The 25,520-nt window shown below is 73.6% G+C and carries 25 protein-coding genes; 14 read left to right on the top strand and 11 right to left on the bottom strand.

From position 1 onward, the window contains the following. Positions 1-64: 64 nt before the first annotated feature. A complete protein-coding gene (locus BTM25_RS09435) occupies positions 65-682 on the top strand; it encodes a TetR/AcrR family transcriptional regulator (RefSeq protein ID WP_103562296.1) in 618 nt (205 codons plus the stop codon). A 12-nt stretch (positions 683-694) separates the two neighbouring features. Next, positions 695-2,113, top strand: coding sequence for a pyridoxal phosphate-dependent decarboxylase family protein (locus BTM25_RS09440; RefSeq protein WP_103562297.1), 1,419 nt, complete (start codon positions 695-697; stop codon positions 2,111-2,113). 85 nt (positions 2,114-2,198) lie between these two features. Here BTM25_RS09440 and BTM25_RS30320 read toward each other — a convergent pair whose 3' ends face one another. Next, the gene (locus BTM25_RS30320; protein ID WP_235828314.1) at positions 2,199-4,205 is read right to left on the bottom strand and encodes a hypothetical protein; all 2,007 of its coding nucleotides are present in this window, start codon (positions 4,203-4,205) and stop codon (positions 2,199-2,201) included. A gap of 266 nt (positions 4,206-4,471) precedes the next feature. Between BTM25_RS30320 and BTM25_RS09450 the strand changes: the two genes are divergently transcribed. Continuing rightward, a complete protein-coding gene (locus tag BTM25_RS09450; RefSeq protein ID WP_103562298.1) occupies positions 4,472-5,059 on the top strand; it encodes an RNA polymerase sigma factor in 588 nt (195 codons plus the stop codon). Positions 5,060-5,061: 2 nt separating this feature from the next. Next, positions 5,062-6,024 (top strand): LCP family protein, encoded by a 963-nt coding sequence (locus BTM25_RS09455; protein ID WP_103562299.1) that lies wholly within the window; start codon positions 5,062-5,064, stop codon positions 6,022-6,024. On the opposite strand, the gene BTM25_RS09460 is transcribed toward BTM25_RS09455, so the two are convergent. Continuing rightward, positions 6,017-7,186, bottom strand: a complete 1,170-nt coding sequence (locus tag BTM25_RS09460; protein ID WP_103562300.1) for an aminotransferase class V-fold PLP-dependent enzyme — start codon at positions 7,184-7,186, stop codon at positions 6,017-6,019. The genes BTM25_RS09455 and BTM25_RS09460 overlap by 8 nt on opposite strands. A gap of 219 nt (positions 7,187-7,405) precedes the next feature. On the opposite strand from BTM25_RS09460, the gene BTM25_RS09465 reads away from it, so the two are divergent. The 3 genes from BTM25_RS09465 to BTM25_RS09475 all read left to right on the top strand — a co-directional run bounded on the left by BTM25_RS09465 (position 7,406) and on the right by BTM25_RS09475 (position 9,651). Next, positions 7,406-8,194: an SAM-dependent methyltransferase gene (locus BTM25_RS09465; RefSeq protein WP_235828315.1), complete on the top strand. Its 789-nt coding sequence runs from the start codon at positions 7,406-7,408 to the stop codon at positions 8,192-8,194. Between the two features lie 84 nt (positions 8,195-8,278). After that, positions 8,279-9,466 carry a cytochrome P450 gene (locus BTM25_RS09470; protein WP_103562301.1) on the top strand — a complete coding sequence of 396 codons (1,188 nt, stop codon included), beginning with the start codon at positions 8,279-8,281 and terminating at the stop codon, positions 9,464-9,466. Beyond that, a complete protein-coding gene (locus BTM25_RS09475; protein ID WP_328589612.1) occupies positions 9,463-9,651 on the top strand; it encodes a ferredoxin in 189 nt (62 codons plus the stop codon). Before BTM25_RS09470 ends, BTM25_RS09475 begins: the two co-directional genes overlap by 4 nt. A 36-nt stretch (positions 9,652-9,687) precedes the next feature. Here the strand turns inward: BTM25_RS09475 and BTM25_RS09480 are convergent, their stop codons facing one another. The 4 genes from BTM25_RS09480 to BTM25_RS09495 form a co-directional block, all read right to left on the bottom strand. Continuing rightward, positions 9,688-10,512 carry a carbohydrate ABC transporter permease gene (locus BTM25_RS09480; protein WP_103562303.1) on the bottom strand — a complete coding sequence of 275 codons (825 nt, stop codon included), beginning with the start codon at positions 10,510-10,512 and terminating at the stop codon, positions 9,688-9,690. Next, entirely contained in the window at positions 10,509-11,438 is a 930-nt protein-coding gene (locus tag BTM25_RS09485) for a carbohydrate ABC transporter permease (RefSeq protein WP_103562304.1), read from the bottom strand. The genes BTM25_RS09480 and BTM25_RS09485 overlap by 4 nt, the downstream gene beginning before the upstream one ends. Beyond that, positions 11,439-12,686: an extracellular solute-binding protein gene (locus BTM25_RS09490; RefSeq protein WP_103562865.1), complete on the bottom strand. Its 1,248-nt coding sequence runs from the start codon at positions 12,684-12,686 to the stop codon at positions 11,439-11,441. Positions 12,687-13,091: 405 nt separating this feature from the next. After that, entirely contained in the window at positions 13,092-14,372 is a 1,281-nt protein-coding gene (locus BTM25_RS09495; protein WP_103562305.1) for a sensor histidine kinase, read from the bottom strand. Positions 14,373-14,522: 150 nt separating this feature from the next. On the opposite strand from BTM25_RS09495, the gene BTM25_RS09500 reads away from it, so the two are divergent. Then, complete coding sequence (locus tag BTM25_RS09500) at positions 14,523-15,209, top strand: response regulator transcription factor (RefSeq protein ID WP_103562306.1); 687 nt, start codon at positions 14,523-14,525, stop codon at positions 15,207-15,209. A gap of 7 nt (positions 15,210-15,216) precedes the next feature. On the opposite strand, the gene BTM25_RS09505 is transcribed toward BTM25_RS09500, so the two are convergent. The 5 genes from BTM25_RS09505 to BTM25_RS09525 form a co-directional block, all read right to left on the bottom strand. Next, positions 15,217-15,414, bottom strand: a complete 198-nt coding sequence (locus tag BTM25_RS09505; RefSeq protein ID WP_103562307.1) for a hypothetical protein — start codon at positions 15,412-15,414, stop codon at positions 15,217-15,219. Between the two features lie 73 nt (positions 15,415-15,487). Continuing rightward, positions 15,488-16,996, bottom strand: a complete 1,509-nt coding sequence (locus BTM25_RS09510; protein WP_103562308.1) for a sensor histidine kinase — start codon at positions 16,994-16,996, stop codon at positions 15,488-15,490. 98 nt (positions 16,997-17,094) lie between these two features. After that, on the bottom strand, positions 17,095-17,979 hold the full coding sequence (locus BTM25_RS09515; RefSeq protein WP_103562309.1) for an ABC transporter permease: 885 nt from the start codon (positions 17,977-17,979) through the stop codon (positions 17,095-17,097). Then, a complete protein-coding gene (locus tag BTM25_RS09520) occupies positions 17,969-18,775 on the bottom strand; it encodes an ABC transporter ATP-binding protein (RefSeq protein WP_103562310.1) in 807 nt (268 codons plus the stop codon). The genes BTM25_RS09515 and BTM25_RS09520 overlap by 11 nt, the downstream gene beginning before the upstream one ends. After that, on the bottom strand, positions 18,772-19,812 hold the full coding sequence (locus BTM25_RS09525) for an ABC transporter substrate-binding protein (RefSeq protein WP_103562311.1): 1,041 nt from the start codon (positions 19,810-19,812) through the stop codon (positions 18,772-18,774). Before BTM25_RS09525 ends, BTM25_RS09520 begins: the two co-directional genes overlap by 4 nt. Positions 19,813-20,008: 196 nt before the next feature. Between BTM25_RS09525 and eno the strand changes: the two genes are divergently transcribed. The 6 genes from eno (at position 20,009) to BTM25_RS09555 (ending at position 25,516) form a co-directional block, all read left to right on the top strand. Further along, complete coding sequence (gene eno / locus BTM25_RS09530) at positions 20,009-21,292, top strand: phosphopyruvate hydratase (protein WP_103562312.1); 1,284 nt, start codon at positions 20,009-20,011, stop codon at positions 21,290-21,292. Between the two features lie 11 nt (positions 21,293-21,303). Continuing rightward, positions 21,304-21,759, top strand: coding sequence for an FtsB family cell division protein (locus BTM25_RS09535; RefSeq protein ID WP_103562313.1), 456 nt, complete (start codon positions 21,304-21,306; stop codon positions 21,757-21,759). 19 nt (positions 21,760-21,778) lie between these two features. Then, a complete protein-coding gene (locus BTM25_RS09540; protein ID WP_103562314.1) occupies positions 21,779-22,294 on the top strand; it encodes a DUF501 domain-containing protein in 516 nt (171 codons plus the stop codon). Then, a complete protein-coding gene (locus tag BTM25_RS09545; RefSeq protein WP_103562315.1) occupies positions 22,291-23,211 on the top strand; it encodes a Ppx/GppA phosphatase family protein in 921 nt (306 codons plus the stop codon). Before BTM25_RS09540 ends, BTM25_RS09545 begins: the two co-directional genes overlap by 4 nt. Before the next feature lie 3 nt (positions 23,212-23,214). Further along, on the top strand, positions 23,215-24,021 hold the full coding sequence (locus tag BTM25_RS09550; protein ID WP_103562316.1) for a uracil-DNA glycosylase: 807 nt from the start codon (positions 23,215-23,217) through the stop codon (positions 24,019-24,021). A 166-nt stretch (positions 24,022-24,187) separates the two neighbouring features. Next, the gene (locus BTM25_RS09555) at positions 24,188-25,516 is read left to right on the top strand and encodes an NAD(P)/FAD-dependent oxidoreductase (protein ID WP_103562317.1); all 1,329 of its coding nucleotides are present in this window, start codon (positions 24,188-24,190) and stop codon (positions 25,514-25,516) included. Positions 25,517-25,520 lie beyond the last annotated feature (4 nt).

Here is a 25,520-nt window from a genome sequence, read left to right on the forward strand (position 1 = left end):
AATAACAAAACGTGAGTTCCATCAAGCGATTGACCGGGGGGTTGCGCGGTGCCTACGGTGAGGCATGGACGACCTCGACCCGCCCGTCCGCCCGGCGGACCCGCGCGAACGGATCATCGCGACCGCGACCCGGCTGTTCGCCGCGCTCGGCTACGACGGCACGTCCACCCGGCTCATCGCCGCGACGGCCGGGCTGAACGTCGCGACCGTCGCCTACCACGTCGGCTCCAAGCGGGACCTGTACCTGACCGTCATGGAACGCGCCCACCAGGCCGAACGCGCCGTCCTCGCGGCGCACGACGGCGTGACGGACGTCCCGGGCCTGCGCCGCCTCCTCGACGCCTACATCGACTTCTGCGTCGAGCGCCCGGAGGTCCCCGCGCTGTGGGTGCACCGCTGGCAGTCCGACGCCGCCGACATCGCCGACCTGGAGGGCCGCTACGCCCTGCCGCTCGTGAACCGCATGGCGGCGCTGGTGCGCGCGGTCGCGGGGGACGGCGGGGCCGGGGACGACGTGGACGCCGAGTACGCCGTCATGACCATCGTCTGGTGCACGCACGGGTTCTGCCGGGGCGGCGTGCCCGACGCGGCGGGACGGCGCGGCATCGACCGTCCGGCCGAGGTCCGCCGGTTCCGCGCCCACGTGCACCGACTGGTCGATCGAATGCTCGGCCTGCGCTGAAGGAGCCCCCCCGTGCCCGGACCCCTGGCCGACGGCCGTCCCGCCGCCGACCTGCTCGCCGACCTCGCCCGGCTGCGCGCCGGGGACCTGCCCGTGCGCGGCGGGCGCGTCACCGCCTACGTCTACGACACCGGACGGCCCGAGATCCACGACGCCGCCGCCCGCGCCTACCTGGACCTCCTGGAGGTCAACTGCCTGGACCCGACGGCGTTCCCCAGCATCGTCGCGCTGGAGCGGGACGTCGTCGGCGCCGTCGCCGACCGGCTCGGCGGCGGCCCGGACACGCCGGGGATCTTCACCAGCGGCGGCACCGAGTCGATCCTGCTCGCGGTGAAGGCCGCGCGCGAAGCGTCCCCGGTGGACGGGACGCCGCAGATCGTCGCGCCGTCCACCGCGCACCCGGCGTTCCACAAGGCCGCGCACTATCTGGGGATGGAGGTCGTGACCGTCCCGGTGGACCCCGCGACCTACCGCGCCGACCCCGCCGCGACGGCCGCCGCGCTCACGCCCCGGACGGTGCTCGTCGTGGCGTCCGCGCCGTCCTACCCGCAGGGCGTCCTGGACCCGGTGGCCGACCTCGCGCGGATCGCGGCCGACGCGGGGGTGCTCTGTCACGTGGACGCGTGCGTCGGCGGCTGGGTGCTGCCGTGGCTGCGCGAGAACGGCCGGGACGTGCCGCCGTTCGACCTGTCCGTCCCCGGCGTGACGTCGCTGTCGTGCGACCTGCACAAGTACGGGTACGCGCCGAAGGGGGCGTCGGTCGTGCTGTTCGCCGACCCGGCGCTGCGCCGCCGCGCGTACTTCGCGTCCGCCGGCTGGCCCGGGTACACGGTCGTCAACGCGACCGCGCAGAGCAGCCGGAGCGCGGGGCCGCTCGGCGCGGCGTGGGTGACGCTGCGGGCGGTCGGCGCGGACGGCTACCGGCGGCTCGCGGCCGACGCGATGGACGCCGTCGACCGCCTCGCCGCCGGGGTCGCGCGGATCCCGGGGCTGCGGGTGCTCGGCACGCCGGACGCGCCGCTCGTCGCCGTCGCGTCCGACGACCCGGGGCTGGACGTCTTCGTGATCGCCGACGCGGCCCGTTCGCTAGGCTGGTACTTCCAGCCGCAGCTCTCGTTCCAGGGCGTCCCGGCGAACCTGCACATCACGCTGACCGGCGTCAGCGCGGTCGGGCCGATGCTCGCCGCGCTCGCCGAGGCGGTGGACGCGGCACGCGCCGCCGGCCCCGCCGCGGTCCCCGACGGCCTCGCCGAGTTCGTCGCGGGCCTGGACCTGGACGCGCTGGACGACCACCAGTTCGCCGAACTGCTCACCGCGACCGGCGACGGCGGGATGGCGGCGGTCAACGCCGTCCTGGACGCCCTGCCGCCCGCGACCCGCGAGGCCCTGCTGATCCGCTTCCTCTCCGCGCTCTACGCCGGCGCGGTGTGATCCCGCCAGACGCCGGGGCGACGCGACCGGCCGCCCGATGAGCCACGTGACCGGCGGCGCGGTCAGCGGCGTGATCGCCGCGTGGTCAGCGGAGACGTAGTAGTCGGTGTTGGAGCGACGGGCCGTCGAGTGCGGTGGCGGGGGCGAGTGCGAAGTGGCCCGGGCCGGCGGTGACGGTTCCGATCCGTTCCCCGGCGTCCGCCGAGCGCGGCGGGTCTCCGAGGACGTGCAGGGGCACGGTCAGGCCGCGCCAGCCGACGACCGTCACCGATGAGACGGCCCGCACCGGGGTGGAGCCGCCGAGACCGTCCTCGACGCGCGCCACGGTGTCGCCGGTCCGCGCGACGCGTTCGGCCGTCAGCGCGTTCTCGGCCGCCGCGACCAGCCGCTCGCCGACGTTGATCGCGCCGACCGCGCTCGGCGACCGCTGCGCCATGACCGCGCCGACGATGAGGACGGTGACCGTCCCGATCCGCTTGCGCGCGGCGAACACGTAGTTCCCGCCCGCCTTGTCGGTGTAGCCGGTCTTGCCGCCGACGACGCCGTACCGGCCGAGCAGCAGGTTCCCGGCGGGCCGCGCGGCGCCGCCGTCGCCGGGGACGAACATCCGGTTCGCGACGACCTCGGTGAACGCCTTCACCCGCATCGCGGCCGTCAGCAGCTTCACCTGGTCGGCGGCCGTGCTGACCGTGCGGGCGTCGTAGCCGCTCGGATCGGTGTACGTCGTGGACGTCATGCCGAGGCTCCGCGCCGTCGCGTTCATCTTCGCGACGAAGTCCACTTCGGTGCCCGCGTCCCACCGGGCCAGTTCGTGCGCGACGTCGTTGGCCGAGATGAGCAGCAGCGCCTCCAGCGCCTTGCGCTCGGTGAGGTGCTGGCCCGCCGTGATGCCGAGCAGGGACTCGCCGCGCTGGCGGCGGCCCGGCAGGTCGGCGACGCCCTGCGCGGACACCGCGTACTCGGGGCCGTCCGCGCCGGACGCCAGCGGGTGCTCGTGCAGGAACACGTACGCGGTCATGACCTTGGCGACGCTCGCGGTCGGCGTCGGGGCCGACGGGCCGGACGCGCCCATCGTGCCGAGGCCGTCCACCGCGACCGCGCTCTGGCCGTTCACCGGCCAGGGCAGGACGGGCTTGGTCCCGGCGAACGTGTGCGACGCGGGCAGCGCCAGGACGAGGTCCGGTTCGGGCACCGGCCGCAGCAACTGCCCGGCGACGACGCCCGCGATCAGCAGGACGGCGACGAGCAGCGTGACGAGCGGCCAGCGGCGGCGGCGCGGCTCCTCGTCGTAGGCGTGGGCGTACGCCGGGATGGGCGGCGGTTCCTGCTCGCGCTCGGTGACCCAGCGCGGCGGCTCCTGCGGCTCCTGCTCGTACCGGGGGCCGTGCTGGGGCTCGTGCTGGGGCTCGTGGTGCGACGGGAACTCGGCCTCGAACGGCGGCGCGTAGCCCGGGTCCGGCCGGGGTCCGGCCTCCGGCTCGGGCCGGAACGCGGTCACGGGCTCGGGCGGCGGCGCGGCGGGGGACCACGGGGCGCTCCACTGCCCGGACGCGCTCGCGGTGGGCCGTTCCTCGGGCAGCGCCGGAAGCCGTTCCTCGACGGTCGGCGCGGCCGAACGCGGCACCGGCAGCCGGTCGGGCCGAAGCGCGGGCAGCCGGTCGGACGGCGGCTCGGGCAGGGGCTCGGGCCGCGTCACCGTGGGGTCGTCGGCGGCGACGGGCTCGAACGGCTCGGGGGGCTCCTCCTCGGACGGCCCGGCGGGCTCGTCCGGCTCCGCGCCCGGCGCGTCATCCCCGGATTCGTCGGCCGCCGCCGGCGCGGCGGCGGCCTCTTCGGCGGCGTCCTCGTCGTCGGACGCGTCGTCGTCCCCGGGCTCGGCCTTGGGCTCGGCATCGGCTTCCGGCTCGTCGCCGGATTCTTCGTCGACGGGTGGCCCGGCCTCGGGCTCGTCGGCGGTCTCGTCGTCCTCGGGCTCGGCCGGAGCGGCCTCCTCGCCGGCGGGACGGGCGTGCCGCCCGCGCCGCGCGCCGCCGGACGGCACCGCGAACTCGGCGGTCTCCGGGCGCTCGGCGTCGGTATCGGGCTCGTTCACGGCGGCGTCCTCCTCGTCCTGCGTCCACCCACGCGGACCACACGCGGACGCAGCGGGCTCGCCGACGGACCCCCCGTGTCCCCCCTAGAGAATGCGCAGCTTAGCCGGAAAGGGCGGTTCGTTATGCATCATCGATCAAGGAAAAACTCGGCCGGACCGTGAACCCGGACGCACGTTCGCGGCAAGACATCCCCGTCACGTCCCCCACCGGGAAGGCCGGTCCCCATGCCCGACCCCTCGCCCGCCCCGCCGCACGGGCGCCGCCGATGACGGCGCCGCCCGCCGTGCCGGAGACGGCGTCCGACGCCGACCTGATCCGGCGCTCCCACGACGACCCCGAGGCGTTCGCCGCCCTGTTCGACCGCTACGCGCCGATGCTGTACCGCTATGTGGCGCGCCGCCTCGGCCCGGACCCGGCCGAGGACCTGGTCGGCGACACGTTCCTCGCCGCGTTCGGCCGCCGCGACCGCTACGACCTGGACCGCGCCGACGCGCGGCCCTGGCTGTTCGGCATCGTCACCAAGCTCGTCGCGCGGCACCACCGCGACGAGGCCGCCCGCTACCGCGCGCTGCGCCGCAGCCCGGCCGGCGGCGTCCAGGACGATCCGGCCGACGCGGTGGCCGCGGCCGTCACCGCCGCCGCCGTCCGGCCCCGGCTGGCGGGCGCGCTCGCCGCTCTGCCGCGCCGCGACCGCGACGTCCTGCTGCTGGTGGCGTGGGCGGATTTGAACTACGCCGAGACGGCCGAAGCGCTCGGCATCCCGGTCGGGACCGTGCGGTCCCGGCTGAACCGCGCGCGCCGCAAGGTCCGCGCGGCGCTCGGCGACACCGACCCGACCCGCGAGGAGGCGTGACGATGGACGACCTGAACCTGATCCGCGACCTCGGGCGCGAGCTGGACCGCGAACCGCCCGCGACGCTCGTCCGGCAGCGGTCCCGGCTGGCGCAGGCTCCGCCGCGCCGCCGCAGGCCGGTCCCGCTCGTCATCGCGGCGGCGGCCCTCGCGACGGCCGCGCTCGTGCTCGTCCCGGCGCTGCTGCGGCAGAACGGCGCGGCCCGCACCACGGACCGGCCGGGCACCGCGAAAGCCGTGAACCTGCTGCTCGTCGGCGCGGACGGTGTGCGCGGCGCCCCCCGCGCCGACTCGATCGTGCTCGTCCACCTGCCCGCCGACCGCCGCCGCGTCACGGTCGTGAGCCTGCCCAGGGACCTGCGCGCCCCGGCCGCGTGCCCGGGCGTCCCGGCGGACGGACGGCTCTCCGGGACGATCCCCGGCCGCGCCGTGAGCTGCGTGACCCGCAACGTGGAGGCGCTGACGAACGTCCGCGTCGACCACGTCGCGATCCTCGGCTACGCGGCGCTGGTGGAGATGGTGGACGCGGTCGGCGGCGTCGAGGTCGTCCTGCCCCGCGCGGTGGACGACCCGGCCAGCGGCCTGAAGCTGTCGGCCGGGCGCCATCTCGTCCGGGGCGGGCAGGCCCTCGCCTACGCGCGGGCGCGGCACGGGCTCGGCGACGGCTCCGACCTGGACCGCGTCCGGCGGCAGCAGGCGCTGATGGCCGCGCTCGCCCGCGCCGCGCGCGCCAAGGTCGCGAACCCGGTCACGCTGGCCCGGCTGCTGAACGCGGCGTCGTCCGGCATGGTCGCCGACCACGCCCTGACCCCGGCCGTCCTGCGGGACCTCGCGCGGAGCCTGGAGCGGACCGACCCCGCCAAGGCCCGGTACAGGGTCGCGCCGGTCGTCCCCGACCCGCGCGACCCGACCCGCCTCCTGCTGGACGAGAAGCGCGCCCCCGCCCTGTTCCGGACGCTCAAGTGACCGGCAGGGCGTCCAGCAGCAGCCCGATCTCCTCCTCGGTGTTGTAGTAGTGCACCGACGCGCGGACGACGTCCGGAGCGGCCCCGGCCGTATAACCGTGGCCGCTCGGGACGGCGACGCTTACGTTCACGCCCTTGGCGCGCAGCGCGTCCCGGACGTCGTCCGCCGCGAGCCCGTCCACCGTGAACGTCACGATCCCGGACGGCTCCGGACCCCGGTCCAGCACGGTCACGCCGGGCCGCTCGGCGAGCCGTCCGCGCAGGTCGGCGGCCAGCCCGGTCACGCGCTCGGCGATCGCGTCCGTGCCGAGGTCCGCCGCGTACCGGGCCGCGACGGCGAGCCCGATCTGCCCGGCGAAGAACCGCTCCCAGGTCTCGAAGCGGCGCGCGTCGTCGCGCAGGACGTAGCTGCCGGGGGGCCGCCAGTCCGCCGACTGGAGGTCCAGGAACGGCGGGACGAGCGCGGGCAGCGCCGAGCGCCGGACGTACAGGAACCCGGTGCCGCGCGGGCCGCGCAGATACTTGCGGCCCGTCGACGACAGCAGGTCGCAGCCGATCTCGGTGACGTCCACGGTCCGCTGCCCGACGGACTGGCACGCGTCGAGCAGGAACAGCACGCCCGCGTCCCGGCACAGCCGCCCGACCTCGGCGGCCGGGTTGACCAGCCCGTTGGACGTCGGGACGTGGTTCAGCGAGACGAGCCGGACGTCGCCGCGTGCGAGTTCGGCGGCGAGCGCGTCCAGGGACACCAGGCCGTCGGGGCCGTCGGGGACGACCGCGACCCGCACGCCGAGCGTCTCCTCGGCCCGCCGGTAGGCGATGGCGTTGCTGGCGTACTCGCTGGTCGTGGTGAGGATGCGGTCGCCGGCGACGAACGGGACGGAGTGGAACGCCATGTCCCACGCCCGCGTCGCGTTCTCCGCGTAGGCGATCTCGTCGGGGTGCGCGCCGAGCAGCGCGGCGACCGCCGGGTAGAAGTCGTCGAGCGCGGCGGCGGCCCGGTCGGCGGCCTCGTAGCCGCCGATCTCGGCCTCCAGCCGCAGGTGCCCGAGCACGGCGTCCAGGACGGGCCGGGGCGGGAGGGCCGCGCCGGCGTTGTTGAAGTGGACGACTGCGGCGCATCCCGGCGTCTGCGCGCGGACCCGGGCGACGTCGATGGTCACAGGACCTCCTCTGGCCGTGGTTCGTCACGTTCCATCAAAGCTCCCGTTCGTCTTCCCGCAAAGGCCGCCGGTAAATGTCGGACCCGGATGAGAGGGTCGGCGCGCCCGGCGGCCGCGGTCCGGCCCGGAACAGGGGCCCGGGATCGGACCGCCGCCGGGCGGGCCGGGAATAGGATCGGTACGCCCGCCCTGCTCCCGCTTCCGGTGAGGTGACCCGCGTTGCCCGACGAGTCCATTCCGCTCGGCGTCCCGACCCCCGCCCGCATGTACGACGAAGCCCTGCACGGCAAGGACCACTACGAGGTCGACCGGCGCGCCAACGCCACCCTGTACCAGGGGATCGGGGAGGAGTCGGTGCGCGCGACGGCGCTGGAGAACCGCCGGTTCCTCGGCCGCGTGGTGCGCCGGCTGGCCGCCGAGCACGGCGTCCGGCAGTTCCTCGACGTCGGCTCCGGCCTGCCGACCATGCGCAACACCCACCAGATCGCGCAGGAGGCCGATCCGGGGGCGCGCGTGCTGTACGTCGACTACGACCCGATCGTCGCCGTCCACGGCCGCGCGCTGCTGGAGGGCGACAACACGCGGATCCTCACCGCCGACATGCGCGACCCGGCCGCGATCCTGGACGACCCGGTGACGCGCGAGCTGATCGACTTCACCCGTCCGGTGGCCGTGCTGTTCATCGCGGTGTTCCACTTCATCACGCCCGAGGAGGACCCGGCGCGGATCGTCGCGGCGTTCCGCGAGCGCTCGGCGCCCGGCTCCTACGTCGCGATCTCCCACCTGACCAGCGACGGGACGCCGCCCGCCGAGCAGCGGTCGTGGGAGAAGGCGTTCGAGAACGCGACGTCCCCGATGGTGTTCCGCACCCGCGAGGAGATCGGCCGCGTGTTCGACGGCTACGAGCTGATCGAGCCCGGACTCGTCCGCCCGTGGACGTGGCATCCCGACGACGACGGCTCGCCCCAGACGACTTCGCTCTACGGAGGCGTCGGCCGGAAGCTTTGACGATGGGTCGTTGCCCCCGGAGTCGGGGAAGTTTACGGTCGTTGTAAAGACCGCCTCGTGCTCTTCCGACGAGTGAGGGATGCGATGACCGACACCTTCACCCCGCCTCCGTATCCCCAGGCACGCACGTGCCCCTACGACCCGCCGCCCGGCTACCGCGCGCTTCCCCGCGACGAGCCGATCGTCCGGGTCACCCTCTTCGACGGCAGGTCCGCGTGGCTCGTCCCGCACTACGACGACGCGCGGACGCTGCTCGCCGACCCCCGGCTCTCCTCCGACCGGCGCCACGACGGCTTCCCGCTGCTGTCGCGGCGGTTCGAGGCGCTGCGGCGGCGGCCCCCGTCCCTGATCGCGCTGGACCCGCCGGACCACGGCGCCCGGCGCCGCCCGCTCATCGCCGACTTCACCGTCCGCCGCGTCACCGGGATGCGCGCGGAGATCGAGGAGATCGTCGCGGAGTTCCTGGACCGGATGCTCGCCGCCGGGCCGCCCGCCGACCTGGTGGAGGACTTCGCGCTTCCGGTCCCCTCGATGGTCATCTGCCGGTTGCTCGGCGTCCCGTACGCCGACCACGCGTTCTTCCAGGACGCGAGCCACCGCATGCTGCGGGCCGGCGACGACCCGGACGTCGCGCTGCGCGCCCGCGACGAACTGGCCGCCTACCTGCGCGCCCTCATCGAGGACCCGGCGCGGCGCGCGGGCCTGCTCGGACGGTTGGCCGGGGACGCGGCCGACACCGACGGGCTCGTGTCCTCGGCCGTGCTGCTGCTCGTCGCGGGCCACGAGACGACCGCGTCGATGATCGCGCTGAGCGTCGTCGCGCTGCTCGACCATCCCGACCAGATGGCCGCGCTGCGCGCCGATCCCGACCTCATGCCGACGGCCGTGGAGGAACTGCTCCGCTTCCTGTCGATCGCCGACATCGCGGGCATCCGCGTCGCGCGGGAGGACATCGAGATCGGCGGCCGGACGATCCGCGCGGGCGACGGCGTCGTCATCTCGAACGCGCTGGTCAACCGGGACGGGGACGTCTTCGACGACCCCGACGTCCTGGACGTCCACCGCTCCGCGCGCCACCATCTGGCGTTCGGGTACGGCGTCCACCAGTGCCTCGGTCAGAACCTCGCCAGGATGGAACTCCAGATCGCACTGTCGGCGCTGATCAGGCGGGTGCCGACGCTGCGTCTCGCGGTTCCGCCGGACGAACTGGCCCAGCGCGGCCCGACGACGATCCAGGGCGTCAACGCGCTGCCGATCACCTGGGAGGCATGATGCAGGTCTCCGCGGACCGGGCGGTCTGCGTCGGAGCGGGCCTGTGCGCGCTCTCGGCCCCCGAGGTGTTCGACCAGGACGACGACGGGCTCGTCACCGTCCTGCTGCCCGCTCCGGCGGACGAGGGCGCGGCGCGCGCCGCCGCGAACCTGTGCCCGTCGGGCGCGGTGCGGGTCACCGGCTGAGGAGGATCCCGGGCCGCGCCCGGCGCGGCCCGGGACTCACTTGACCGATCCGGCGGTGAGCCCGCCGATCAGGTACCGCTCGACCAGCGCGAACAGGATCACCACCGGGACGATCGCGATGAGCGACGTCGCGAAGAGGTACTGCCAGTGCTCCTGGTACTGCGTGACGAACGACGGGACGGCGACCGTCAGCGGTTTCCTGTTGTCCGAGACCGACACCGTGAGCGCCACGATGTACTCGTTCCACGCCGTGATGAACGTGTAGACGACGGCCGTCACGACGCCGGGCAGCGAAACCGGCAGCGTCACGCGGAAAAGGGCGCCGATGCGTCCGGCGCCGTCCAGGAACGCGGCCTCCTCCAGCTCCTTCGGGACGGCGCTGAACGAGCCGTGCAGGATCCACACGCAGAACGGCAGATTGAACGCCGCGTTGACGAGGATCAGCGCCTCCAGCGTGTCGGTCAGGTTCAGCGCGACCATTTCCCGGTAGACGCCGATGACCAGCGCGGTCGGCGCGAACATCTGCGTCACGAGCACCAGCAGCAGGAACGCGCCGCGCCCCTGGAACCGGTTGCGCGCGGCGTAGTACGCGGCGGGCAGCGCGCACGCCAGCGTCAGCGCCGTCGCCCCGCCCGCCACGATCAGCGAGACCCGCAGATTGGTGAGGATGGGCGCGGCCGACCAGACATCGGTGAAATTCGACCACTGCCAGTGCGACGGGAGATAACCGCCCGGCGAGCGTGTCAGCTCCCGTTCCGGCTTCAGCGCCGTCAGCAGCATCTCGACGTAGGGGAGCAGGAAGAACAGCGCGACGAGCCAGCCCACCCCGGCCAGCAGCGCGGTGCGGAAACGCTTGTTCATGCCCTCGCCCCCGGACGCCGGACGGCGCGCAGATACAGCAGCACCATCATCAGGATGAGCAGGAAGTTCACCACGGCCATCGCCGCCGATTCGCCGACGTGCTTGTCGAAGAAGGCGATCTTGTAGGTGAACGTGGTCGTGGTGTCGGTGGCGTGCCCCGGGCCGCCCTGCGTCATCGACCAGATGATCGGGAAATTGTTGAAGACGTTGATGACGTTCACGATCGTCCCGATGAGCAAAGACGGGCGCAGCAGCGGCAGCGTGATCCGCAGATAGGTCGTCCAGCCGGACGCGCCGTCCACCCGCGCGGCCTCATAAACGTCGCCGGGAATGCTCTGCAATCCCGCGAGGATCACGAACGACGTGAACGGGAGCGTCACGAACACCGCGACGCCCATCATCCACAGCAGCGCCTGCGCCGGATGCGCCAGCCAGTTGACCGGTTCGTCCAGGACGCCGAGGTCGAGCAGCACACGATTGATCACGCCGGAGTCGTTGTCGAGCATCCACCGCCAGATCAGCGCCGTCATCAGCACCGACGCCGCCCACGGGACGATCACCGCCCACCGCACGGCGCGGCGGCCGGGGAACCGCGCGTGCAGGAGCTGCCCGAGCGCCAGCGACAGCACGGTCGCCGCGACGACCACGCCCGCGACCCACAGCAGCGTCCGGCCGAGCACCGGCCACAGGTCCGGCTCGTCGAACAGGTCGGTGTAGTTGGCCGCGCCCGCGCCGCCGAGCGTCGTGCCGGACGAGCTGATGTCCAGCAGCGACGTCCGGACCATCTCCACGACCGGCCACAGCACGACCGCGCCGACGAGCAGCAGCGCCGGCGCGAGCCACGGCAGCGGCGCGAGCGCGCGGCGCAGCCCGGGGAGCCGGGCGGGCCGGGACGCGTCCCGGCCCGCCTTCGTGACGCCGTCCACTCAGCCGGCCTTCTCGGCGGTCCGCTGGATGCCGGTGAGGACCTGCTTGGGGTCGCCGCCGGACACGGCCGAGCCGAGGTCCTGCTTGACCGCCCCGGCCACGGCGGACCAGGCCGGGTTGCTCGTCGGCGCGAACTTCGACGTCGGGAGCGCGTCCACGAACTGCTTCATGTAGGGGTCGGAGCTGAGCGCGTCCCCGGCCGACTTGGTGACCGGAAGGAAGCCCTCCAGCTTGAGGAACTTGGACGTGTTCTGCGCCGTGTAGAAGAAGTCGAGGAAGCGGCGGACCGCCTCGCGGTTCTTGCCGCCGTTCTTCTTGAACGCCGCGAGGACGTCCATGACGCCGAGCGTGTTGTGCTCCTTGCCGTCCCTGCTCGGCAGCGGCGCCACGCCGAAGTTCAGGTTCTTGTTCACCGGGTCGATGAATCCGGCCCTGGTGAACGGGCCGCCGATCGCCATCCCGATCCGGCCCTGCGCGAACTGGTTGAACACCTTCGCGCGGTCGGTGGTCTCCGGGTTGGGCTGCGTGACGCCCGACTTCGTGAGGTCGCGCAGATAGGTCAGCGCGGCCACGTTCGCCGGCTGGTCGACGGCCCATTTCCCGGACGCGTCCACCCAGCCGCCGCCGTTGTTCATCGCCCACGAGTAGAACTCGGCCTGCGCCTCCTCCGGGCCGAGCGGCAGCCCGTATCCGGTGGCGCCCGCGGCCTTGATCTTCTGGGCGTCCTTCTTCACGTCGTCCCACGTCGCGGGCGGTCCGCCGAGGCCCGCCTTGGCGAACAGGTCCTTGTTGTAGAACAGCAGGCGGGCGCTGGAGATGAACGGCAGCCCGTACTGCTGCCCCTGGTACTGCGCCTGCGCGACGAACGTCGGCGTGAAGTCGCCGAGCACCTGCGGCGAGACGACCTCGGACGCCTTGTAGATCAGCCCGTCGCGGGCGAAGTCGGAGAAGGCGTTGTAGTTGAGGACGTCCGGCGTCTGCTTGGTCTGGACATAGGTCTGCACCTTGCGGTCCATCTGCGCCCAGTCGACCATTTCCAGGGCGACCTTGTAGCCCGGGTTCTTCGCCTGGAAATCCTTGATGAGGGCGTCCCAGTAGCCCTTGGTGTTGTCGTCGTAGATCGCGGCGACGAAACGGATCGTCTTGCCGTCGGAATCGTCGCCCGACGCGCTTCCCTTGCCGCACCCTGCGGCGGCGAGGACCACGCTCAGACCTGCCGCCACGACGCCGATGAACTGCTTTTTCATCTCTTCCGCCTTCACTGCGGGACACGCTGGACGTGTCCCGCGATATCCCCTTTCCCTGCCCCGGCCCACCCCACCGGGACCCGGCGTGTTCCCCGAACATAAGAGCCGGTCCGGACCGGTTCAAGGTCCGATTTCCAACCGTTATTCAAAACGCCACTGGTCCGGTCCGCACGCTGGACTGGTCCGGTCCGGCCGCCCGCCGGGGACCCGGGCGCTCCGGGGGTAAATGCGGTGCTTACCTTGTGCTGATCCGGCACTTATGCGCCGTCGATTAGCGTGTCCGGCGGACGGACGGGCCGCCCCGACACCTCCGGGCTGCTTTCTGGGGTTGGGAGCCGGGCGGAGACGGCGGCCCGTCCGTGCGCCGCGCCCCGCGACGGGGGCCGGGGCGCGTGCGCCCGCGGATCAGTGCAGGTCGCGCGTCGCCGGCAGCAGCAGGGTGAAGATCGGCGGCGCGGGCCGGCGCAGCACGAGCCGTCCGCCCTCGGCCTCGGCGAGGGAGCGCGCCAGCGCCAGCCCGATCCCGTGCCCGTTGCCGGACGCGCTGCGCCGCGTGAAGATCTCGTCCTCCGGATCGGTGACGCCCGGCCCCTCGTCGGCGACGTCGAACGCCAGCCCGCCGCCGATGTCGCTGGCCTCCACGGTGATCCGCCCGCCGCCGTGCTCGCGCGCGTTGTCCACGAGGACGTCCAGGATCTGCCGCAGCGCCGAGGTCTTCGCATGGACGGTCGGCAGCGGGCCGTGCACGACCGTCGCCAGCGGCAGCCCCTCCCACCGGGCGCGCAGTTCGTCCAGCAGCGCGGGCACGTCCAGCGGCGCGCGGTCGGGCCCGGCGTCGCGGGCGAGCAGCAGCAGGTCGTCGATGATGTCGCGCATCCGCTCGCCGCGCCGCACGGCCGTCCGCGCGGCCGACCGCAGGTCCGCGCCGGGCCGCTCCAGCGCCGACTCCAGCCCGAGCAGCAGCCCGGTGAGCGGGGTGCGGAGCTGGTGCGACACGTCCGCGCTGAACGCCCGCTCGCGCTCCAGCATCGACCCGAGCCGCCGCGCGGTGACCTCCAGCGCGCGGCCCGCCGCGTCCGCCTCGCGCAGCCCGGACGGGTCGGCGCGCACGGTGAAGTCGCCGTCCCCGAGCGCCTGCGCGGCGCGCGTCAACCGCTCCAGCGGACGCGCCAGCCGCCGCGACTGGTTCCACGCGACCCCGGCCGCGAGCCCCACGATGACCAGCGCGAACGCGCCCATGAGCAGCCACGTCCGGACGGTCCTGGCGCGCACCGTCGCGGTGGGCAGCGCGACCCGCACGACCTGCCCGGGGCCGGTCCGCGACGGTACCGGCGTCGTCACCGCGAGGGCGCGCCCCTCGCCGGCCTCGTGCGAGCGCCCGTCCCGCGCGGCGGCGGCGACCCGCGACACGGAAGGTCCCGCCCCGGAGACGCGGACGCCGTCCGTCCGGTAGAGCCCGACGACCAGGTGCGGGCTCAGCTCGCGCGCGGCCGGGGCGGTGCCGTTGCCCGCGCCCGCCGCGACCCGCGCCGCGTCGCGCTCCAGCGTCGCGACCGCCTCGGCCCGGTAGAGGAGCTGGACGGCCACGGCCAGCGGGACGATCAGCAGCGCCACCGCCACCGCCGTGATCCCCGCGATCGTGACCAGGAGCCGCCGCCGCAGCGGCGTTCCAGGAGGACGTTCCATGCGCTTCCACGCCTTTCCGGCAGGCCGCACCGAGGATAACCGCGCACGCCGGGGGTGAGCGCCGCGTTAACCGGCCGCTCACCTGCCCGGGGATAGGCTGACGGCGTCCGGGAGGTCGGCCGGGGCGGCACGTCGGGGGAGGCGCACGCGATGACGGCGGGACGGCTGCTCGTCGTCGAGGACGACGACGTCATCGGCACCGAGCTGGCCGAGGCCCTCGGCGCCCAGGGCTACACGGCCGAGTGGGCGCCCGACGGCGCCGACGCGCTCGCCCGCGCCGCCGAGCGCCCGCCGGACCTGATCCTGCTGGACCTCGGCCTGCCCGACATGGACGGCGTCACGCTGTGCCGCAAGCTCCGCACGCTGCTCGCCGACACCGTCATCGTCGTCCTCACCGCCCGCACCCGCGAGTTCGAGGTCGTCGTGGCGCTGGACGCGGGCGCCGACGACTACCTGACCAAGCCGTTCCGGCTGACCGAGCTGATGGCCCGGCTGCGCGCCCACCTGCGGCGCAGCGGCGCGGCCCGCGCGGGGGAGCGGTTCCTGACGCGGGGCGGCCTCACGCTGGACCTCGCGGCGCGGCGCGCGAGCTTCCACGGCACCGAGATCCGGCTGCGGCCGAAGGAGTTCGACCTGCTGGCGTGCCTGGCGGCCAGCGCGGGCGAGGTCGTGACGCGCGAGGCGCTGATCGACCGGGTGTGGGACGTCCACTGGTTCGGCCCGACCAAGACGCTGGACGTCCACATCTCGGCGCTGCGCCGCAAGCTCGCCGAGCACGGCGCCGGCCCGACGTCGATCACGACGCTGCGCGGGCGCGGCTACCGCTTCGAGGCATGACCCGGCGTCACTTGCTGGGCTGCGGCGTCTCGCAGTGGACCTTGGGGTTGACGCCGAAGTAGTTCAGCGGTCCGGCGACGATGGTCAGCGTGAGCGTCCCGAAGTCCGCGCAGCTCTTGTCGGCGTCGTCGAAGTAGTGGCGCTGCGCGGCGGCGAACGCCCCGATGACGAGCCAGAGGATGAGAACGACGCTTCCGGCGCGCATGGCACACCTCCCGGTGGCGGTCCGCCGGGGACGGCGGACGAGAACGCCGTCACTATGTCCGTCCGAGCGACGATTATTCCGCCTGCATGGGAAGTAGCAGGACAAAGCGGGCGCCCTCCTGGCCGTCCGCGCGGTCCTGCAGCACGAGCGAGCCCTGGTGCGCCGCCGCGATGTCCCGCGCGATGGCGAGGCCGAGCCCGGTGCCGCCCGCGTCGCGGTGCTGCCCCTCGGCCAGCCGGGTGAACCGCTCGAAGATCCGCTCGCGGTCCTCCGGGGCGATGCCGGTGCCGTCGTCCACCACCTCGACGACCGCGTAGCTCCCGGGCAGCGTCCCGATCCGCACGATCACCTCCGACGCGGCGTGCCGGTCGGCGTTGTCGATGAGGTTGGTGAACAGCCGGGCCAGGTCGCGCGGCGATCCCCGGACCGTCACCGGGTCGCCGTCCGGCACGATGATCCGCGAGCGGCGCGGACGGCGCAGCACCTCCTGGTCGGCGAGGCCGTGCAGCTCGACGGGCTCGTCCGGGCCGCGATCGGAGGAGTCCAGCCGCGCCAGCGCCAGCAGGTCCTCCACCACGGCCTGGAGCCGGTCGGCGCTGCGCAGCGTCGCGTCCAGCGTCTCCCGGACGTCGGACGCGTCCGGATCGGCGAGCGCCACCTCCAGCTCGGTGCGCAGCCCGGCGAGGGGGCTGCGCAGCTCGTGCGACACGTCCGACACGAAGCCGCGCTGACGCGCCACCGCCGCCTCCAGCCGGTCCAGCGTCGCGTTCACCGACGCGGCCAGCCGCGAGATCTCGTCGTCGCGCGGCGGGACGGGCACCCGCCGTTGCAGGTCGGACGCGGTGATCTCGTCCAGGTCGGCGCGGATCTCGTCCACCGGGCGCAGCGTCCGGCCCGCGGCCCGCCACGTCCCGGCGCCGATCAGCCCGGTGACCAGCGGGATCCCGATCGCGAGGACCGCCGCCTCGCCGGGACGCGGGACCAGGCCCGGCGCAGGCAGCAGCGCGTAGGCGAAGAACTCGCCGTGCGCCGTCACCGCCCGCCGGACGAACACCCGGAAGCAGCGCCCGCCCGGCGCGGAGATCCCGCACGCCGTGCCGAGCCGGCGCTCCTCGCCGCGGCCGGGCGGCGGGAACGCGACCGGCGGCTCGCCGATCATCTCCTCGTTGGCGGCGGCGATCTTTCCGCCCGGCCCGATGACCTGGAGCAGCTCCTGGGAGTCGCCGGTCAGGATCCGGCCGTCGTCGGGCAGCCCGCCCTGGACGATCGCGACGAGCCGGCTGGACTCCTGCCCGAGTTCGTGGTCGACGGAGGAGACCTCCTGCCGCCGGATGAGCAGGAGCAGCAGGACGTACACGGCGAGCGTCAGCACCGCCGTGATCAGGATCGCCGACAGCGTCACGCGCAGCCGGATCCGCGGCGGCTGGCGCCAGCGGGGCACCAGCCGCATGATCCGGCCGCGCCGCGCACGGCCGGCCGGTTCCTGGTTGTCGGAGTTGTCGGAGTTGTCGGACGCGTCCTGCGGAGGGCCGTTCCCGGCCGCGGCGGGACGGGCGGCCCCGCCACCGCCGGGTCGGCGCATACCGAGCCACCTCGCGGGATCGTTGCCTGGTCGCCGAAGACCTGCCCCGATCCCGGCAAACCGCCCCCTCCCGCGCGGTCAAACCTGGGTCGGCGCGGTCAGTCGCCCGCGTCCAGCCCCCAGCGCGACCGGATCGCGTTGTCGACGGCGCCGAACACCTGGTCGATGAAGATCCCGATGATCAGGATGACGATCATGTAGGAGATCATGTCGGCGGTGTTGTTCAGCTCCCGCGCCTGCGACAGCAGCACGCCGAGCGACGTGGTGTCCCCGATGATCACCAGCAGCTCGCCCGCCATCAGGCTGCGCCACGCGAACGCCCAGCCCTGCTTGAGCCCCGCCACGAACGACGGCAGCGACGCGGGCATGATCAGGTGCCGGTACAGGTTCAGCCCGCGCAGCCCCATGACCTTCCCGGCGCGCAGCAGGATCGGCGGCGTGTAGTCCACGCCCGCGATCAGGCCGTTGGCGATCGACGGCGCGGCGCCGAGCACGACCACGAACAGGATCGCGCTCTCGCTCAGCTTGAACAGCAGGATCGCCAGCGGGAACCACGCGATCGACGGCATCGTCTGGAGCCCGGTGATCAGCGACCCGAACGCGCGCCGCAGCACCCGGAACCGGGACACCAGGGTCCCGACGACCACGCCGACCAGCACCGACGCCGCGAACCCGATCGCCGCGCGCTGCATCGTCAGCCCGACGGCCTCCCAGAACCGGCCGCTCGTGACCTGGTCCCAGAACACCGGCAGCGTGTCGCCGGGGCCGGGCAGGACCCAGGGCTCCTTCCAACCCGTCCAGACGACGATCTGCCACGCGGCGAGCGCGATGAGGACGGCCGTGAACATCGGCCACACCGCGTTCCAGACCCGCGAGAGCCGGTCGCGGCCGGGGTGGCCGCCGAGTTCCAGCGCGTCCAGGCCCGCCAGCTCGCGGTTCAGCCGGTCGCCGGTGTCGCGCTTGTGCGCGGTGTCATGCGCCATGACGTCCGACCTCCTCGCGCAGCCGGTCGGTGATGTGCGCGGCGAGACCCGACACTTCGGGCGAGTCGATCCGCCGGGGGCGGTCCATCGGCACGGGGAACTCCTCCACGACGCGGCCGGGACGGCTGCTGAGCAGCACGACCCGGTCGCCGAGGCGCACGGCCTCGCGGACGTTGTGGGTGACGAACACGATGCTCAGCGACCGCTCCGTCCAGATGCGCTCCAGCTCGTCGTGGAGCAGGTCGCGGGTCATGGCGTCGAGCGCGCCGAACGGCTCGTCCATGAGCAGGACGGTGCCGCCCGCCGCGCCGTCGTCGTTGACGGTGAGGGCGAGCGCGCGGGCGAGCGCCACGCGCTGGCGCATCCCGCCGGAGAGCTGGTGCGGGCGCTTGCGGCCGAACTCGCGCAGGTGGACCGACGCGAGCAGGGCGGTGGCGCGCTCGCGCCGCTCGGCGCGCGGGACGCCCCGCGCCTTGAGCGCCAGCTCGACGTTCGCGCCGACGGTGAGCCACGGGAACAGCGCGGGCTCCTGGAACATCATCGCGACGCGGGCGTCGCCGGTGTCGATCGTCCCGGCGGTGGGACGGTCCAGGGCCGCGACGAGGTTGAGGAGCGTGCTCTTGCCGCAACCGGACGCGCCGAGCAGGCAGACGAACTCGCCGGGCGCGACGGACAGGGACACGTTGTCGAGTGCCAGCAGCCGGTTCCCGCCGGAACCGAAGGCTTTGGAGACGCCGTCGAGCCGGACCGCCGTGTCGGCGGTCCGGCTCTCGGCGGCCGGGACGGCCTGTGTCATTTGTCGGAGACCTGTGCCTTTCCGCTCGCCTTGAGGACCTCGTTGAGGGGGCCGAGGTCGTAGATGCCGGTGAGGTCGGTCTTGGCCAGGAGGCCGATCTGCTCGGCGTGCTGCGCGCCGGCGAACAGCGACGAGGAGACCGGGTCCTCGGTGAACTGGATCTGCTTGAACGCCGCGTCCAGGACGTCCTGCTTGAGCGGCTTGCCGCTGAGCTTGGTGAGGGCCGCGTTGGCGGTCTTCTCGGCGTCGGCCTTGTTGTTGTTGATGTAGTCGGTCGCCTCGACCACGCCCTCCAGGAGCTGCTTCACCTTGTCGGGGTGGGCCTTGGCGTACTTCTGGCTGACGATGAGGTTGGTGATGACGAACTTGCCGCCGGGCCACAGCGAGCTCTCGTCGAGGAGCTTCTTGCCCTTGCCCTCGATGATCAGCCGGGACGCGTAGGGCTCGGGCACCCACGCGCCGTCGATGGAGCCCTGCGCGAACGTCTGGAGCGTCTGCGCGTTGTCCTGCGGGACGACCTTGACGTCGCCGCTGCCGTCCTTGTTGGCCGTGAGGCCCTGCTGCTTGAGCCAGTAGCGCAGCGCGACGTCCTGGGTGTTGCCGAGCTGCGGCGTCGCGATCTTCTTGCCCTTGAGGTCGGCCGCGGCCTTGATCGTGGGCTTGACGATGAGCGAGACGCCGCCCGACGCCGCGCCCGAGTAGATCTTGATGGCCTTGCCGTGCGACTGCGACCACGCGTTGATCGACGGGTTCGGGCCGACGAACGTCGCGTCGATCGCGCCGGAGAACAGCGCCTCGACGGCGGCCGGGCCGGCGTTGAACGTCGCGGTCTTCGGGGCCGTGCCGAGGTGCTTGGCGAAGATGCCCTTCTCGACGCCGACGAGCGCGGTCGCGTGCGTGATGTTCGGGAAGTAACCGAGCCGCAGGGGCGCGTTCTTGCCGGAGGAGTCGTCGCCGCCACAGGCGGTCAGCGCACCCGATCCGGCGAGAAGGATCATGGCTGCTGCGGCCGCGCGCCCGCGGAACCTACGGAACATCGGTCAATCCCTACTGTTTCGGTTTGTTCGGTTTGAACAGTAGATAAGGTTGGTAATGAGTTCGTCAAGTCGCCTGCGTGGCACGGTTTTGTCACGATGCATCCGGATGCTCCGGGCGTGCCCCTTGGCCCCGCTCCCGGCCCCCTCGATAGGGTGACTAGCCAGCCGGAACCACCGCACGCACCAAGGAGCAGCCGTGTCGTCGATCGAGGCCGTCCTCGCCCGGGAGATCCTGGACTCCAGGGGCAACCCCACCGTCGAGGTCGAGGTCCTGCTCGCCGACGGCACCGAGGCCCGCGCCGCCGTGCCGAGCGGTGCGTCCACCGGCCAGTTCGAGGCCGTCGAGCTGCGCGACGGCGGCGACCGCTACAACGGCAAGGGCGTGCGCGACGCCGTCCGGGCCGTCAACGAGACGGTGGACGAGAAGCTCGTCGGCTACCCCGTCGCCGAGCAGCGCCTGATCGACCAGCTCCTCATCGACCTGGACGGCACGCCCGCCAAGTCCGTCCTCGGCGCCAACGCCATCCTCGGCGTGAGCCTCGCGGTCGCCAAGGCCGCCGCCGAGTCGGCCGGGCTGCCGCTGTTCCGCTACGTCGGCGGGCCGAACGCGCACCTGCTGCCCGTCCCGATGATGAACATCCTGAACGGCGGCGCGCACGCCGACACCAACGTGGACGTCCAGGAGTTCATGATCGCGCCGATCGGCGCGCCCACGTTCTCCGAGGCGCTGCGCTGGGGCACCGAGACCTACCACGCGCTGAAGTCGGTGCTGAAGGCCAAGGGCCTGAGCACCGGGCTCGGCGACGAGGGCGGCTTCGCCCCCGACCTGCCGAGCAACCGCGAGGCGCTGGACCTCATCCTGGAGGCGATCCGCAAGGCCGGGTTCACCCCCGGCCGCGACATCGCGCTCGCGCTCGACGTCGCCGCCAGCGAGTTCCACGACGCCGGGACCTACGCGTTCGAGGGCGGCAAGAAGTCCGCCGACGAGATGGCCGCCTACTACGCGGGCCTGCTCGCCGACTACCCGCTCGTCTCCATCGAGGACCCCCTGGACGAGGAGGACTGGACGGGCTGGAAGTCCCTCACCGACGCCGTCGGCGGACGCGTCCAGCTCGTCGGCGACGACCTGTTCGTCACCAACCCCGAGCGGCTCGCGCGCGGCATCGAGACCGGCACCGCCAACGCGCTGCTGGTCAAGGTCAACCAGATCGGCAGCCTCACCGAGACGCTGGACGCCGTCACCCTCGCCCAGACCAGCGGCTACCGCTGCATGATGAGCCACCGGTCCGGCGAGACCGAGGACACCACGATCGCCGACCTCGCCGTCGCGACCAACTGCGGCCAGATCAAGACCGGCGCGCCCGCCCGCAGCGACCGCGTCGCCAAGTACAACCAGCTCCTGCGGATCGAGGAGCTGCTGGACGACGCGGCCCGCTACGCCGGCGCCGCCGCCTTCCCGCGCTTCTCCGCCGAGGACTGACCGCGTCTCCGATGGCCCGGGACGCGAGCGAGGACACCGGCGACACCGGCCGCCGGGGCGACGGCGCCCCGGCGGGCCCGCCGCGCCCCGGGCTCGGCCACGCGCTGACCGGCCGCGCGGCGATCCTCGCGGTCGTCGTCTGCGCGATCGCGCTGAGCCTCGCCTACCCGGTCCGCGAGTACGTGGCGCAGCGCCAGGAGATCGCGCAACTGGAGCACCGGCAGGCCGAGGCGCGGCGGCAGGTGGACGAGCTGACGCGGCACAAGCAGCGGCTCGGCGACCGGTCCTACATCGAGCGCGAGGCCCGCCGGCGGCTGCGCTACTGCATGCCGGACGAGAAGTGCTACATCGTGCTGGACGGCGGCGACGGCGACGGGACACCGGCGGGCGGGAACGGCACCGGCCGCCGTCCGCCCTGGTACGAGACGCTGTGGCGGTCCGTGCGGGACGCCGACCGCCCGCGCTGAGCGGGAGAGAAGCCCGAGGATGATCGACGCAACAGACGAGGCCGCCGTCGCGGCCCAGCTCGGCCGTACGCCCCGCGGGATCCGGCGGGTGGCGTACCGTTGCCCGTGCGGACGGCCCGCGGTGATCGAGACGGCGCCGCGCCTCCCCGACGGAACGCCGTTCCCGACCCTGTTCTATCTGACCTGCCCGAAGGCCGCGTCCGCGATCGGGACGCTGGAGGGAAGCGGCGTGATGCGCGAGATGCAGGCCAGGCTCGCCGAGGACTCGGAGCTGGCCGCCGCCTACCGGGCCGCGCACGACGACTACCTGGCCCGCCGCGACGCGGCGGCGGCCGAGGACGGCGTCGAGCCGCTGCCCGCCGGGACGCAGAGCGCCGGGGGCATGCCCGAGCGGGTCAAGTGCCTGCACGCGCTGATCGCGCACGAGCTGGCCGTGCCGGGCGCCAACCCGTTCGGCCGGGAGGCGCTGGACGCGCTGCCCGAGTGGTGGCGGTCGGGACCCTGCGTCCGGCCGGAAGCGGAGGAGGAACGGTGACGCGCGTCGCGGCCGTGGACTGCGGCACCAACTCGGTCCGGCTGCTCGTCGCCGACGTCGCCGGCGCGGCGCTCACCGACGTCGAGCGGCGGATGGAGATCGTCCGGCTCGGCGAGGGCGTGGACCGCACCGGACGGCTGTCGGACGCCGCCCTGGACCGGACGTTCACCGCCATGCGCGGCTACGCCGAGCTGATCGCGCGGCACGGCGCGGAGAAGGTCCGGGTCGTCGCGACGAGCGCGACCCGCGACGCCGCCAACCGGGACGCGTTCGTCGCGGGCGTCGTGGAGATCTTCGGGACGGCCCCCGAGGTCGTCACGGGCGAGGAGGAGGCGGCGCTGTCGTTCGCGGGCGCGACCCGGGAACTGATGGAGCTGCGTCCGGCCCGTCCATACCTGGTCGTGGACATCGGCGGCGGCTCGACCGAGTTCGTGCTCGGCGGCTCGTCGGTGCGCGCGGCGCGGTCGGTGGACATCGGGTGCGTCCGGATGACCGAGCGGCACCTGAAGGACGGCGACCCGCCGTCGCCGGGCCAGATCAGCGCGGCCGTGGCCGACATCGACGCGGCGCTGCGGCTCGTCCGCGCGTCCGTGCCGGTGGACGAGGCGCGCACGCTCGTCGGTCTGGCGGGCTCGGTGACGACGGTCGCGGGCATCGCGCTGGAACTGCCCGAATACGACTCCGGGCGCATCCACCTGAGCCGGATCACGGCGGGCCAGGTGCACGACGTGACCCGCGACCTGCTGCACGCGTCCCGCGCGGAACGCTCCGAGATCGGCGTGATGCACCCGGGGCGCGTGGACGTCATCGGCGCGGGCGCGCTCATCCTGGACCGCATCATGCGCGAGTTCGGGTTCGGGGCCGTGATCGTCAGCGAGCACGACATCCTCGACGGCATCGCCTGGTCCCTGGCCTGAGCCGTGGGGAACCGTCCGTTCGTCCCGCCCGGCACCGGGTGGCCCGAGGATCCGGCCGCGCCGGACACGCCCGTCGCGCGCGACGCGGCGGACGTCGTGGCGCTGGCCGCGAGCGCGCCGGACCTGGCCGAGGTCGTGGCGCGCGAGTCGGTGTGCCGCGCGTGCGACCGTCTCGTCGCGTGGCGGGAGAAGGTCGCGGTGGAGCGGCGGCGGATGTTCGCCGAGGAGGAGTACTGGGGGCGTCCGGTGCCGGGCTGGGGCGCGGACGAGCCGACGATCCTGATCTCGGGCCTGGCCCCGGCCGCGCACGGCGGCAACCGCACCGGGCGGATCTTCACCGGCGACCGCTCCGGCGACTGGCTGTTCGCGTCGCTGCACCGGGTGGGCCTCGCGGCGCGGGAGACGAGCGTCCGGGCGGGGGACGGGCAGGAGTTGTCCGGCGTCCGGGTTGTCGCGGCCGTCCGCTGCGCCCCGCCCGACAATAAGCCGACGCCCGACGAGCGGCGCGCCTGCCTGCCGTGGCTGGAGCGCGAGGTCGCCGAGGTCGCGCCGTCGGTGCGCTGCGTGGTCGCGCTCGGCGGGTTCGCGTGGCAGGCCGTGTGGCCCGCGCTGCGGGACGCCGGGTACGCGATGCCGCGCCCGCGCCCGCCGTTCGGGCACGGCGCCGAGGTCCTGCTGCCCGGCCCGCACGGACGGGACGTCACGCTGCTCGGCTGCTACCACCCGAGCCAGCAGAACACGTTCACCGGGCGCGTCACCGAGGCGATGCTCGACGCGATCTTCACGCGCGCCCGCGCGCTGGCGTCCTGAGCGGTGTCCTGAAGCGGGACGGGACCGGCCCCCGTCGGCCCCGTCCCGTCGGGCACCGAGAGATAGGACGCGCCCGAGTTCACCCAGGTTCGCCGTGTTTGACGGATTTCTCTGTGCGCCGGGTCACGTCCGGTGAGGGCGCCGCGGATCGGGGTATCGGCGTCCCATGGCTCCTGAGCGAAACCCCCGGCGGATCGTGATCCTCGGCGGCGGCTACGTCGGCATGTACACCGCGCTGCGCCTCCAGCGGAAACTGCGCCGCGACCTGCGCCGCGGCGACGTCACCATCACCGTCATCGACCCGCAGTCCTACATGACCTACCAGCCGTTCCTGCCGGAGGCCGCGGCGGGCAACCTGGAGCCCCGGCACGTCGTCGCGCCGCTGCGCAAGGTCCTGAAACGCTGCCGCGTCCGCAACGGCTATGTCACCCAAGTGGACGACGCGCACCGCTGCGTGACCTACCGCCCGGCCGGGGCGGACGAGCACGCCGAGCAGCAGATCCCCTACGACGTGCTCGTCGTCGCGCTCGGCTCGGTGTCCCGCACGCTCCCGATCCCCGGCCTCGCGTCCTGCGGCATCGGGTTCAAGACCATCGAGGAGGCCATCTACCTGCGCAACCACGTCCTGCACCAGCTCGACGTGGCCGCGTCCAACGACGACCCGGCGGTCCGCCGCCGCGCGCTGACGTTCGTGTTCGTCGGCGCGGGCTTCGCCGGGATCGAGGCCCTCGCCGAACTGGAGGACATGGCCCGCGACGCGTGCCGCTGGTACGGCATCGACCCGGCGGACATGCGCTGGATGATGGTCGAGGCCACCGACCGCGTCCTGCCCGAGGTCGGCCCCGAGATGGGCCGCTGGACGGCCGAGGCCCTGCGCCGGCGCGGCATCGAGGTCAAGCTGGAGACGCTGCTGAAATCGGCCGAGAACCGGCACATCGTCCTGAGCGACGGCGAGGAGTTCGACGCCGCCACGCTCGTCTGGACGGCCGGCGTGAAGGCGCACCCCGTCGTCCGGAACAGCGACCTGCCGCTGGACGACAAGGGGCGCGTCACGGTCGGCGCCGATCTCGTCGCCGAGGGCCGTCCCCACGTCTACGCCGCCGGGGACAACGCCCGCGTGCCCGATCTGTCGGGCAAGGGGGAGTTCACCGCGCCGAACGCGCAGCACGCCGTCCGGCAGGCCCGCCGCCTCGCCGACAACATCGTCGCCGACCTGCGCGGCAAGGACCGGACGCCCTACAAGCACGCCTACGTCGGGTCCGTCGCGGGCCTCGGGCTGCACAAGGGCGTCGCGAACGTCTACGGCGTCAAGCTGCGCGGCCTGCCCGCGTGGTTCATGCACCGCGCGTACCACCTGTCACGCATGCCGACGTTCAACCGTAAGATGCGGGTGACGGCGGACTGGACCCTGGCGCTCTTCTTCCGGCGTGAGATCGTCTCGCTCGCCGAACTGGAACGCCCGCACGAGGAGTTCGAGCTGGCCGGCCGGAGCTGACGGG

This window comes from Actinomadura rubteroloni (assembly GCF_002911665.1).
GTDB lineage: Bacteria > Actinomycetota > Actinomycetes > Streptosporangiales > Streptosporangiaceae > Spirillospora > Spirillospora rubteroloni.

Coding starts and splice junctions, on each gene's coding strand:
- BTM25_RS09510 (WP_103562308.1), bottom strand. CDS start 16,996: ATGCGCCGACCCGGCGGTGGCGGGGCCGCCCGTCCCGCCGCGGCCGGG.
- BTM25_RS09490 (WP_103562865.1), bottom strand. CDS start 12,686: ATGAAAAAGCAGTTCATCGGCGTCGTGGCGGCAGGTCTGAGCGTGGTC.
- BTM25_RS09515 (WP_103562309.1), bottom strand. CDS start 17,979: ATGGCGCATGACACCGCGCACAAGCGCGACACCGGCGACCGGCTGAAC.
- BTM25_RS09455 (WP_103562299.1), top strand. CDS start 5,062: ATGGACGACCTGAACCTGATCCGCGACCTCGGGCGCGAGCTGGACCGC.
- BTM25_RS09520 (WP_103562310.1), bottom strand. CDS start 18,775: ATGACACAGGCCGTCCCGGCCGCCGAGAGCCGGACCGCCGACACGGCG.
- BTM25_RS09500 (WP_103562306.1), top strand. CDS start 14,523: ATGACGGCGGGACGGCTGCTCGTCGTCGAGGACGACGACGTCATCGGC.
- BTM25_RS09470 (WP_103562301.1), top strand. CDS start 8,279: ATGACCGACACCTTCACCCCGCCTCCGTATCCCCAGGCACGCACGTGC.
- BTM25_RS09505 (WP_103562307.1), bottom strand. CDS start 15,414: ATGCGCGCCGGAAGCGTCGTTCTCATCCTCTGGCTCGTCATCGGGGCG.
- BTM25_RS09555 (WP_103562317.1), top strand. CDS start 24,188: ATGGCTCCTGAGCGAAACCCCCGGCGGATCGTGATCCTCGGCGGCGGC.
- BTM25_RS09495 (WP_103562305.1), bottom strand. CDS start 14,372: ATGGAACGTCCTCCTGGAACGCCGCTGCGGCGGCGGCTCCTGGTCACG.
- BTM25_RS09525 (WP_103562311.1), bottom strand. CDS start 19,812: ATGTTCCGTAGGTTCCGCGGGCGCGCGGCCGCAGCAGCCATGATCCTT.
- BTM25_RS09480 (WP_103562303.1), bottom strand. CDS start 10,512: ATGAACAAGCGTTTCCGCACCGCGCTGCTGGCCGGGGTGGGCTGGCTC.
- BTM25_RS09475 (WP_328589612.1), top strand. CDS start 9,463: ATGATGCAGGTCTCCGCGGACCGGGCGGTCTGCGTCGGAGCGGGCCTG.
- BTM25_RS09450 (WP_103562298.1), top strand. CDS start 4,472: ATGACGGCGCCGCCCGCCGTGCCGGAGACGGCGTCCGACGCCGACCTG.
- BTM25_RS09535 (WP_103562313.1), top strand. CDS start 21,304: ATGGCCCGGGACGCGAGCGAGGACACCGGCGACACCGGCCGCCGGGGC.
- BTM25_RS09435 (WP_103562296.1), top strand. CDS start 65: ATGGACGACCTCGACCCGCCCGTCCGCCCGGCGGACCCGCGCGAACGG.
- BTM25_RS09540 (WP_103562314.1), top strand. CDS start 21,779: ATGATCGACGCAACAGACGAGGCCGCCGTCGCGGCCCAGCTCGGCCGT.